This window comes from Mycolicibacterium sp. XJ2546 (genome assembly GCF_053483195.1).
Map to the genome: position 1 here is coordinate 66178 of NZ_JBEFRW010000022.1, position 9606 is coordinate 75783.

The 9606-nt window shown below is 66.2% G+C and carries 11 protein-coding genes; 4 read left to right on the forward strand and 7 right to left on the reverse strand.

Translation table 11 applies throughout. The features are described 5' to 3' along the window. Positions 1 to 24: 24 nt before the first annotated feature. Positions 25 to 861 carry a CbiQ family ECF transporter T component gene (locus ABQE44_RS24085; RefSeq protein ID WP_448395223.1) on the reverse strand — a complete coding sequence of 279 codons (837 nt, stop codon included), beginning with the start codon at positions 859 to 861 and terminating at the stop codon, positions 25 to 27. After that, positions 858 to 2906 carry an ABC transporter ATP-binding protein gene (locus ABQE44_RS24090; protein ID WP_448432330.1) on the reverse strand — a complete coding sequence of 683 codons (2049 nt, stop codon included), beginning with the start codon at positions 2904 to 2906 and terminating at the stop codon, positions 858 to 860. Before ABQE44_RS24090 ends, ABQE44_RS24085 begins: the two co-directional genes overlap by 4 nt. Before the next feature lie 106 nt (positions 2907 to 3012). Here ABQE44_RS24090 and ABQE44_RS24095 point away from each other — a divergent pair, with 106 nt between their 5' ends. After that, positions 3013 to 3474 carry a MarR family winged helix-turn-helix transcriptional regulator gene (locus ABQE44_RS24095; protein WP_448432332.1) on the forward strand — a complete coding sequence of 154 codons (462 nt, stop codon included), beginning with the start codon at positions 3013 to 3015 and terminating at the stop codon, positions 3472 to 3474. Here ABQE44_RS24095 and ABQE44_RS24100 read toward each other — a convergent pair. Together ABQE44_RS24100 and ABQE44_RS24105 are read right to left on the reverse strand one after the other, a co-directional pair. Continuing rightward, positions 3440 to 4534 carry an esterase-like activity of phytase family protein gene (locus ABQE44_RS24100; RefSeq protein ID WP_448432334.1) on the reverse strand — a complete coding sequence of 365 codons (1095 nt, stop codon included), beginning with the start codon at positions 4532 to 4534 and terminating at the stop codon, positions 3440 to 3442. The genes ABQE44_RS24095 and ABQE44_RS24100 overlap by 35 nt on opposite strands. Further along, positions 4534 to 5253, reverse strand: coding sequence for a VIT1/CCC1 transporter family protein (locus tag ABQE44_RS24105; RefSeq protein WP_448432336.1), 720 nt, complete (start codon positions 5251 to 5253; stop codon positions 4534 to 4536). The genes ABQE44_RS24100 and ABQE44_RS24105 overlap by 1 nt, the downstream gene beginning before the upstream one ends. Before the next feature lie 118 nt (positions 5254 to 5371). Between ABQE44_RS24105 and ABQE44_RS24110 the strand changes: the two genes are divergently transcribed. The 3 genes from ABQE44_RS24110 to ABQE44_RS24120 all read left to right on the forward strand — a co-directional run bounded on the left by ABQE44_RS24110 (position 5372) and on the right by ABQE44_RS24120 (position 8014). Continuing rightward, positions 5372 to 7294, forward strand: coding sequence for an acyl-CoA dehydrogenase family protein (locus tag ABQE44_RS24110; protein WP_448432337.1), 1923 nt, complete (start codon positions 5372 to 5374; stop codon positions 7292 to 7294). Between the two features lie 339 nt (positions 7295 to 7633). Then, on the forward strand, positions 7634 to 7777 hold the full coding sequence (locus ABQE44_RS24115; RefSeq protein WP_448432339.1) for a hypothetical protein: 144 nt from the start codon (positions 7634 to 7636) through the stop codon (positions 7775 to 7777). A gap of 39 nt (positions 7778 to 7816) precedes the next feature. Then, on the forward strand, positions 7817 to 8014 hold the full coding sequence (locus tag ABQE44_RS24120; protein ID WP_448432341.1) for a hypothetical protein: 198 nt from the start codon (positions 7817 to 7819) through the stop codon (positions 8012 to 8014). A 483-nt stretch (positions 8015 to 8497) separates the two neighbouring features. On the opposite strand, the gene ABQE44_RS24125 is transcribed toward ABQE44_RS24120, so the two are convergent. The 3 genes from ABQE44_RS24125 to ABQE44_RS24135 form a co-directional block, all read right to left on the reverse strand. After that, a complete protein-coding gene (locus ABQE44_RS24125) occupies positions 8498 to 8890 on the reverse strand; it encodes a HicB family toxin-antitoxin system (RefSeq protein ID WP_448432343.1) in 393 nt (130 codons plus the stop codon). Then, entirely contained in the window at positions 8890 to 9093 is a 204-nt protein-coding gene (locus ABQE44_RS24130; protein ID WP_448432349.1) for a type II toxin-antitoxin system HicA family toxin, read from the reverse strand. Before ABQE44_RS24130 ends, ABQE44_RS24125 begins: the two co-directional genes overlap by 1 nt. 75 nt (positions 9094 to 9168) lie before the next feature. Further along, a complete protein-coding gene (locus tag ABQE44_RS24135) occupies positions 9169 to 9564 on the reverse strand; it encodes a helix-turn-helix transcriptional regulator (RefSeq protein WP_448432351.1) in 396 nt (131 codons plus the stop codon). Positions 9565 to 9606 lie beyond the last annotated feature (42 nt).

Sequence of the window (9606 nt, forward strand, 5' to 3'; positions counted from 1 at the left end):
CCCACCAACTTAGTGGCGAGCGAACTAGCCGCTGGTACCTGCCACCGTCAGCTCCAGTGCAAGCGCGGCGCCGCACACCACCGCGACGATCGCGAACGTCAGCCAGTCGAGCCGTTTGGGTCGCGAGGGCGCCGCCGAGATCTGGCCCGCGCCGCCGCGCGCGGTGATCGCGTCGCCCATCTCGTCGGCCCGGCGCAGCGCGACGATCACCGCCGCGGCGAGCAGGTCGATGGCCTCCAGCCACCAGCGGCGGTGGCGTCCACGCCGAGTCTGCGGTCGCTCTTTGGGCCGCAGCCGGCGCGCAGCGTAGAGCACCCGGAACTCGTCGATCAGCATCGGGAACGCTCGCAGCGCCAACGTCAACGCGACCGCCCATTCGTCCACCGGAATGCGCAGCACACGCAGCGGACGGCCCAATGTAGCAACGGCCGGGGCGATCTCGGCGACGTTGGTGGTCCACGACACCATCACGCCGAGGCCCAGCAGCACGATCGACAGCGCGGTGATGCGCAAGAAGTTGAGCAGCCCGCCCAGCCCGAGTTCGACCGAGCCCAGACCGATGACCGGGTCGCCGCCGGCGAATGCGGCGGTGAGGCCGCCGAGGAACAACAAGAACCACAGCCAGCCCGGAATCGTCGGCAGCACGCCGCGCGGGATGCGCGCCAGCCACGCCGCCGTCAGCACCAGCGCGGCGACCGCACCGATCGGCACCCAGCCCGGGTAGAAGGTGAGCAGCACACCGATGGCGGCGACGATCGCCAGTTTCGAGCCAGCCCATAGTTGGTGAATGATGCTGTCGCCCGGTACGGGCCGCAACAGCACCAGCGGCTTGGGTTGGCGTCGAGCGGTGGGCGCGGTCATGTCATCCCTCCCGCGGCCGAGGGCGCCGCGACCAGCGCACCGCCCTCCAGGTGCAGCGTGCGCGGGCACAGCTCGTCCAGCCCGGTGAAGTCATGCGAGATCACGACGACGGTCAGCCCGGCATTGCGCCGCAGGTCCTCCAGCAGCCGCAGCAGGCCGCGCTGACTGGCGGCGTCGAGCCCGGCCAGCGGTTCGTCGAGGATCAGCGCCCGCGGCGCTCGTGCGAGCAGTCCGGCCAGCACCACCCGACGCATCTGCCCGCCGCTGAGTTGGTCGATGCGCCGCTTGGCCAGCGAGGGGTCCAGGCCGACCATGGTCAGCGCCTCGGCGACCCGGCCGCGGTCAGAGGCGGAAAACCCGGCGGCCGAGGCGATTTCATAACCGACGTGGCTGCGCATCAGCTGCAGCCGCGCAGCTTGGAACGACAGCGCGACGGCGCCGACCTGATCGGCGGCCGGTGTGCCGTCGAGCAGGCACGTGCCGACGGTCGGCATGGTCAAACCCGCCATGATCCAGGCCAGCGTCGACTTGCCGGACCCGTTGAGCCCGTGGATCAATACGCCGTCGCCCTCGTGGACGGTGAAGTTGATATCGCGCAATGCGGTGGCCGCCCAAGGGGTTCCGCTGCCATATTCGTGGCCGACGTCGATGAGCTCGAGCACCGGCTTTACTGCGTGTTGTCCCGGCACGACGGTCGGGGTGGGCGCCGCCGACGTCTCCACCATCTCGGTGTTGTCGGCGGCACCGCTGCCGCCGGTGAGGTTGACGGCGCGATCGGCGTTGTCGGCCTCGGCGTTGTAGTGGGTGATGTGCACCAGCGACATGTCGTGGCGCTTGGTGAGCCCGGACAGCACCGACACCAACGACTCGCGGCCCTGTTGATCGACCATGCTGGTGACCTCGTCGGCGATCAGCAGCGAGGGTTCGCGGGCCAGTGCCGCCGCCACGGCCAGACGCTGTAGCTCACCGCCGGACAGCCCGCCGGTGTCGCGTTCGGCCAGCCCGTCGAGCCCGACCTCGGCGAGCAGTTCGTGCACGTCGATGGTCTTGCCGGGCGGCAGCCCCCACACGACGTCGTCGGCGACGCGGGTGCCCAGCACCTGGCTCTCGGGGTGCTGCATGATCACCGCGGTGCCGCCGATGCGCCCGAGCCCCACCGCACCCGGCCGTTCGACGGTGCCCGACGTGGGTTCACGCCCGGCCAGCACCAGCATCAGCGTGGTCTTACCGGAGCCGTTGGCTCCGGTCACGGCGAGGTACTCACCGGGTTCGACGGTCAGTGACAGCGGGCCGAGCGCGTCGTCGTCGCCGTTGGGGTAGCGGAACCGCACGTCGCGCAGCCGGGCAGGCACCGGCGCGACGGCACCGGTGTCGGCGGAGGACTCCAGCTTGTGCACGTCGGGGATGCCGAGCAACCGCGCCATCACCCGCGAAAGCGCCCACCAACCCAACAGGCTGATCATCGTGATGGACAGCACCCCGCTGCCGAAGAACAACAGCGGCCAGTAGTCCAGCGCCGTGGCGAAGTCACGCTTGAGTTGGTCGGCGATGCCCTCCATGTTCGGGATGCGGGAAATGATCGCGGCCGCACCGTCGACGTTCGCGGTGACCGTGTCGAAGATCAGATGCCGCAGCCGCGCCAGGATGGCCAGGACCACCACCGACGCCGCGCCGAACACCGCGCCGGCGATGACCGCGACGACCACCACCGTCGGCGTGCCGCGACCGCGGCGCTTGACGGTTCCGGTGAGCCCACCGATATAGGCGCAGTTGAACACCGTCATGAACCCGCCGGCGCCGGCGATCAGAAACGCGATGATGCCGCCGGCCACCATGGCGGTGATCAGCACCCGCAGCCGGTAGCGGTAGGCCAGCAGACCCATCGGCACGGTGCCCAGGAGCGCCAGCCCGGCCGCGAACGGCACGACGATGGCGATGATCGCGGTGGCCGCCGTCAGCGCCGCCATCACCGCGGCCTGCGCGAGTTCACCCGGACGCAGCGAACCGGTCCGTCGAGACGGTCTCGATTCCCCGGTCACGGCCATTTCACGATTCTGCCAGTCCAAAGCAGATAAGCTCCATCGACGCTGCTGTGACCGGCGACACGGCCGCGGTTGAGAAATATAGCAAACCTATGTAATTATCTGGCGCATGTCGCCGACGCTCGGAGCCGACTTGTTGGCCGTCGTTGCTCGGATCAACCGCCTCGCCACACAGCGGGCCCGGATGCCCCTCGGCTATGCGCAGGCCCGACTGCTGTCCACCATCGAAGACCGCGGCGAGGCCCGCATCTCGGATCTGGCGGCGCTCGACCACTGCTCGCAGCCGACGATGACCACCCAGGTGCGACGGCTCGAAGACGCCGGGCTGGTATCGCGCACCGTCGACCCCGAGGACGGCCGCGCCGTGCTGATCCGCATCACCCCCAAGGGGGTGCAGACCCTGCACCGGGTTCGAGTACATCGCGGTGCGGCCATCGACCCTTATCTGGAACGCCTCGACGCCGCCGATCGCCAGACCCTCGCCGACGCCGTCGTCGTGCTGCGTCGACTTCTCGAGGACGCCGCGTCGCCGGGCGCTAATCCTCGAGGGCGAACGCCAGGAACTGGGTGATCTGGTCGGCCGAGAAGTTGTTGTCGCTGACCAGAACCAGGGACCGGCGTCCGTCGGGCAGGGCGGGGCCGAACGTGAGGCCCTCGACGTTGTCGAGCGGGTCGACGGTGCCCGTCAGGTCGACGAGCAGCGTCTTGGTCATCGGCCGCACCGATCCGTTCTGCAACGACGGCCGATCCAGCACGTCGTCGGCGTCGCCGACGCTGACGCGGTAGATGCGCGCCTCGACGTGGGTGCCGTAGCCGCGTTCGAGGACAAGGAAGGTCTCGTCGTCGATGGCCAGCAGTTCGGTCAGGCCGTTGTCGCCGTCGGGTCCGGCGGTGACCTTGTCGACCGGGTAGGCGTACTGCGCTGTCGCTGTGCGGGATTCGACGTCGAAACGGGTGATCCGGGTGAGCGCCCCGGTGTCGCTGTCAGGTAGTGCGCCGTCGTTGTAGCCGGGGTTCTCCATCGCCGCCCACAGGGCGCGGCCGTCGGGCGTCAGCGTGAGCCCTTCCAGACCGCGGTTTCGCCGCGGCCCGGTCGCTTCGCGCGACATCCGCAACATCGGCGGCAGCGTGAACTCGCCGACGTAGCCTCCGTCGAGATCGGCGATGCGCAGCGACGGGTCGCGCATCGCCTCGCCCTTCCGCTCCCCCTCACCCGACCAGTAGAGGCGCTGGCGGCCAACGTCGACGGCGATGCCCTCCGGATCCGGCGGCACCACCGGCGGCCGGGCGTCGACGTTCAGCGGCGGGAACGGTTTACCGTCATCATCCAGCAAGGGGTGTGTCGAGACGAATTCGACGTCGTCGATCCCGTTGTCCGACAGCGCGATCCGCGCGGTATAGAACCGGGCCGGGTTCTCCTCCGAGCGGTCGTCGCTGATGATGTAGTAGAGGTCGTTCTCCCGGTCGTAGCTCAGCCCGGAGAGCCCGCCGACCACCGTGCCGTCGAACGTCGCGCCGTCGTCGAGTTGCAGCTGGCCGAGATACTGCGGCCCGTCGGCGTCGGTGGTTTCGGCGCCGCATGCGGTGAGCAGCACAGCGCATGCGAGCACGACGGCCCGGCGGGTGCGCACTAGACCACCGTGTCGAGCAGGGTGCCGACGAAGTAGGTCGCCGCGATCGCGACGGCACCGAACGCCAACTGCCGCAGCGACCCGAACCACGCCGGCTTGCGGGTGATCCGGGCGGCCATGGCACCGGCAATGAGCAGTCCCAGCCCGCCGCACGCCAGCCCGCCCCACAGCGATTCGTAGCCGAGCAGGTAGGGGATGAGCGGGATGATGGCACCGATCGCGAACAGCAGGAACGACGAGCTCGCCGCCACCCATGGCGACGGCTTCTCCCGGGGGTCGACGCCGAGTTCCTGCACGAGGTGGAAGTTCAGTGCGCGTTTCTCGTCGCGGTGCAGCTCCTCGGTGGCCGTTGTCGCGGTTTCGCGCGTCATGCCCATGTCCATGAGCATCGCGATCAGCTCGGCCTTTTCGGCTTGCGGGTTCTTGCGGAAAGAGCGCCGTTCGACGAGGACCTCGGATTCGATCTGCTCGTTGGCGGTGGTCACAGAGGTGTACTCGCCCATGGCCATCGAGAACGCGCCGGCCAGCAGTCCGGCGATGCCGCTGATCACGACGGTCTGCGCGCTGGCGGCCGCGGCAACGCCTGCGATCAGCGCGGTGTTGCTGACGAGGCCGTCCATGGCGCCGAACGTCGCGGCACGCAGCCAGCCGCCGGTGACGTCGGCGTGCCGGTGGGTGGTGACGTGTGGCACCCCCGTGGGCGCCACCCATTTAGGCATATCCGGACCCTTGCATGCCATCGATTGAACTGCATGCGGTTGCTCGGGTTTTAGTCAGGTTTACCTGCGTTTGCGGCATCACAGTTTGCGGTGCGCCCTGGCGGGATACCGTCGAGGTATGACCACCACTGCGGAGCACCTACGCAATACGCTCGACGGCCGTTGGCGCGATGTGAAGAACCGAATGCGCGAGGAACTTTCCACCGAGGTGTTCCGCCCGCACTACACCCCCAACACCGTCATCGCCCGCACCAAAGTGGCTGAGCAGTTGAAGATCATGGCCGCCCACGGCGCGGCCGAGGACGGGTTCAAAAAAGAGCACGGCGGCAACGGCGACGTCGGTGGGGCGGTCACCCAGATCGAGATGCTCGCCATGTCGGATCTGTCGCTGATGGTCAAGGCCGGCGTGCAGTGGGGGCTGTTCGGCGGGGCGATCGAGAACCTCGGCACCGAGCGCCACCACGAAAAGTACGTGCCGAAGATCATCAACCTCGAGTTGCTCGGTTGCTTCGCGATGACCGAGACCGGCCACGGCAGCGACGTGCAGTCGCTGGAGACCACCGCGACCTACGATCCGGAAACCCAGGAGTTCGTCATCGACTCTCCGACCGCCACATCCCGCAAGGATTACATCGGCGGCGCAGCCGAAACAGCCCGGGTGGCCGCCGTTTTCGCACAGTTGATCACGCCCGACGGCGAGGGTCACGGCGTGCACTGCTTCGTGGTCCCGATCCGCGACGACGAGGGCACCGACCTGCCGGGCGTGACCACCTCGGATAACCACTACAAGGGCGGTCTGCCGGGTGTGGACAACGGGCGTATCCAGTTCGCGCATGTCCGGATCCCGCGGGAGAACCTGCTCAACAAGTACGCCGACGTCTCTGAGGACGGCACTTACTCGTCGCCGATCGAGAGCGAGGGCCGACGGTTTTTCACGATGCTGGGCACCTTGATCCGGGGCCGGGTCACCGTCGGGGGCAGCGCGGCGGCGGCCGCCCGGGTGGCACTGGACATCGCCACGCGATATGCGTTGCAGCGCAGGCAGTTCACCGAGCCCGACAATGACGACGAAGTGCTGATCATGGACTACCTGGTGCATCAGCGCCGCCTGCTGCCGCTGATCGCCAAGTCCTACGCGCTGCAGTTCGCGCAGAACGAGCTGGTGGCCAAGTGCCACGAACTGCAGACGGCCGACGACCCCGACCCTGAAGACCAGCGAGAGTTGGAAGCGCGCGCGGCGGGTCTGAAGGCGGCCAACACCTGGCACGCCACCCGCGCGATCCAGGAGGCCCGCGAAGCCTGCGGTGGAGCCGGCTACATGGCCGAGAACCGGTTGATCGGGCTGAAGGCCGACACCGACGTGTTCACCACGTTCGAGGGCGACAACCATGTGCTGACCCAACTGGTCGCCAAGCAGTTGCTCACCGAGTACGCCGACGACGTCAAGAGCATGAGCCCGGTCGAATGGGTGCGCTTCGCCGCCGAGACCGTCGGCACCCGGGTGCTGAAACGCACGGCGGCACAACCGATCATCCAGACGATCCTGGACAACCGGCAGGACAACGAGGAAGAGGGCAGCCTGTTCAACCGCGGCACGCAGATACAGATGTTCGAGGACCGCGAGGAGTACATGCTGTCCACGGTGGCGCGCCGGCTGCAGGGCAAGTCCAAGGAGATGAGCGCGTTCGACGCGTTCAACGCCGTGCAGGATCATGTGCTGCACGCCGCGCGGGCTCACATCGATCGCGTGGTCCTCGAAGCGTTCGTTGCGGGCATCGACACCTGCGAGGACGAGGAGGCCCGCAGAGTCCTCGAGATGGTGTGCGACCTGTACGCGCTGACGGTGATCGAAGAGGACCGCGCCTGGTACATGGAGCACCGGTTCCTGTCGACCGAGCGCGCCAAGGCCGTCACCCGCGGGATCAACGAACGCTGCCGCAACCTGCGCCCGTATGCGGAGTTGCTGGTCGACGGGTTCGGCATACCGGAGCAGCTGCGCTACGCCGAGATGATGCACCCGGAGAACATCGTCGACACCTGAGCTGCGGGCGCGTCGGCCCGCCACCCTCTCGGTGACGGGCCGGCGCTCGAAAAGGCCCTCCGCAAACGAGCCAGCGGCGAGCTATGTGGTCCTTTTGTGATCGCGACCACACTATCGCCATCGGCGATCCACGGCAAGGCCATTACGGTTGCCGGATACCGATGCCCCGACTGCGACAACGACGTACGGGTCGTGTGACAATCGAAGCCCACCGCAACGCGAACTGCGACAAAATCAGCAGTATGATGACCTTGCTCGACACTGTGCTGCACGAACTCGGACGGCGCGAAGGCTTCTGTCCCAAGCACACCGGCCTAGGCCCCAAACAACGCTCGTAGCATGAGCAACGACCACGTCCACGACTGGCACCTCATCGAGGAACGCCAACTACCCGACGACCCAGACGCCACGTTCAACGTCGAGGAGTGTTCATGGTGTGGTGAACGCCGCGAATACCGTGACACCGGTAACTACGACTTCTAGCTTGTGGCCTGCAACGCTTGGTTACGCCGAGCGTGCGAGATGACTGCTCGACCGCATTATCCGACGGACCACCTCATCGGCTGCGAGGGCAATCACGATGACGGCGACGAATATTCCGGTGCCGGTCACGCCAAAGAGGCTGTCGAGCTGAACTTGCGCAATGGCCCCGGCGGCGACCGCACCCAAGCATTGCAGAATCGTCAACCACTGCCGCCTCGCAACGAGCTGGGAGCGTAGGGTTGCGCGGATAATCTCGAACCGCGTCCGACAGCCCAGCCCGCGGCGAATCCTTCGACTACTAATCAACAGACTCCACGCGAAAGCGAAACACTGCCACAGACGAGTCAATGGATACCGAGTTAGCGGATCATCAAGCGCGGCAGACATATTGCCTTCCCAATCTGCTCGGTATTCGTCCCGGAACTCCGGAGGTATTCTTCGTAACGCCAACTCCAGAAGCACCTTTGGAAGACCGTCAATCCGAGCCCGCACCTCTTTTCTTACATAGTTGCTGCAATGTCATCACGTGTCGCGGACCAGCGTGATGTCATGTGCGGGCTGAACGGTCGGGCGTACGGGCCCACGACTCGTGCGCCGCGATGGAGGCTACTAGTGAACGGTGGTCGGCCACCCTGACACGGTACGTAAATGTCCAGCGTCATGCGATACACGCCGCAAGGGCGCAACGAGAAGCTCTACTTTCGGCGGGCCACACTCTAACTACTGCGAGTTGGCGAGTTGGCTGACACGCTGCGGTGAGATGTCGAGTAGTTCGGCTATGTCACGTACGGGCACGCCGTAGGTGGTGAGCCAGTGCGCGTACTCCCGGGCGTCGCGAAGTGCCTCTTGCTCAAGTTCTTGAGCGTGGGCGCGGCGGTTGCGGATACTGCGGGCGGCGTCGAGTAATTCGCGGAACTCAGGCTGATCCATTCGCACGCTGGCAGTTTCGACGTTGATTTCGTCGTAGGGAAGATTTTGATCAAGGGCTATATATTCGCGCGCCATAGTCGCGGCCTCGGAGAGTCGGCGGGCTTGGGTAAGGCCGTCGATTTCGGGGATGTGCACCATCCACCACCGGCCGTCGCGTGTGACTTCGATTTTGAACTCGTACATCATTTCCCCTTGCTCTGCTCGATGGCTTTGTCGACCTTGCGGACGACGCCCGTCAAGATGCTTTTGTGGCCGGTCGGCACGACTACGTGAACACCTGACGGGTGACTCCACTTAGTGTGGGACCCCTTCGCGTCGGCGCTCGCGAATCCGGCCGCACGGAGCCGCTTAACTATGTCGGTGGTCTTTTCCGGCTTGGCTATGATTTTGGTCTAGTTGGCTAGATATTTTCTAGTCAAGCGACGTAGACAAGTAACTATGCAGGTCATCTGCAGAAATACTCATCGATGGTCCGTTGCTTGGGTCACGAATCGGGCGGCAGGTGATCCGCGCAGGCAGGTCGCCGGCCCCATCGCCGTGCAACCAGAACTGTCCACCCCACGCCCAGAACACGGATTTTCGCAGGTGCCCCACAGCTCGGTCACGCGCTCATCGTCCAGATCGCCACGGGACGTTGTATCGACCTGGTGTTTCAGCCAAGCATCAACATCCTCGCGCCGGTAGTTCACACGCCTGCCGACCCGGAAACCCTTCGGGCCAGTACCCTGGTACCACCAATAGCGGAGCGTGGAGGGGCTTAGCCCTAGGAGGTCAGCGGCTTCGGCTTGGGTGACTGTTGCGGATTGGGCTTCAGCCGGCCGACACGCTGATAGGAGACGATGAGTGGGTCCGCGCACAGGTGCGGCACCGCGTGAATGACGCTGGCTTGGGGTGATTCT

Excerpts from the sequence above, each read along its gene's own strand:
- ABQE44_RS24125 (WP_448432343.1), bottom strand. The coding sequence starts at position 8,890 with ATGTACGAGTTCAAAATCGAAGTCACACGCGACGGCCGGTGGTGGATG.
- ABQE44_RS24085 (WP_448395223.1), bottom strand. The coding sequence starts at position 861 with ATGACCGCGCCCACCGCTCGACGCCAACCCAAGCCGCTGGTGCTGTTG.
- ABQE44_RS24120 (WP_448432341.1), top strand. The coding sequence starts at position 7,817 with ATGACTGCTCGACCGCATTATCCGACGGACCACCTCATCGGCTGCGAG.
- ABQE44_RS24115 (WP_448432339.1), top strand. The coding sequence starts at position 7,634 with ATGAGCAACGACCACGTCCACGACTGGCACCTCATCGAGGAACGCCAA.
- ABQE44_RS24110 (WP_448432337.1), top strand. The coding sequence starts at position 5,372 with ATGACCACCACTGCGGAGCACCTACGCAATACGCTCGACGGCCGTTGG.
- ABQE44_RS24105 (WP_448432336.1), bottom strand. The coding sequence starts at position 5,253 with ATGCCTAAATGGGTGGCGCCCACGGGGGTGCCACACGTCACCACCCAC.
- ABQE44_RS24090 (WP_448432330.1), bottom strand. The coding sequence starts at position 2,906 with ATGGCCGTGACCGGGGAATCGAGACCGTCTCGACGGACCGGTTCGCTG.
- ABQE44_RS24095 (WP_448432332.1), top strand. The coding sequence starts at position 3,013 with ATGTCGCCGACGCTCGGAGCCGACTTGTTGGCCGTCGTTGCTCGGATC.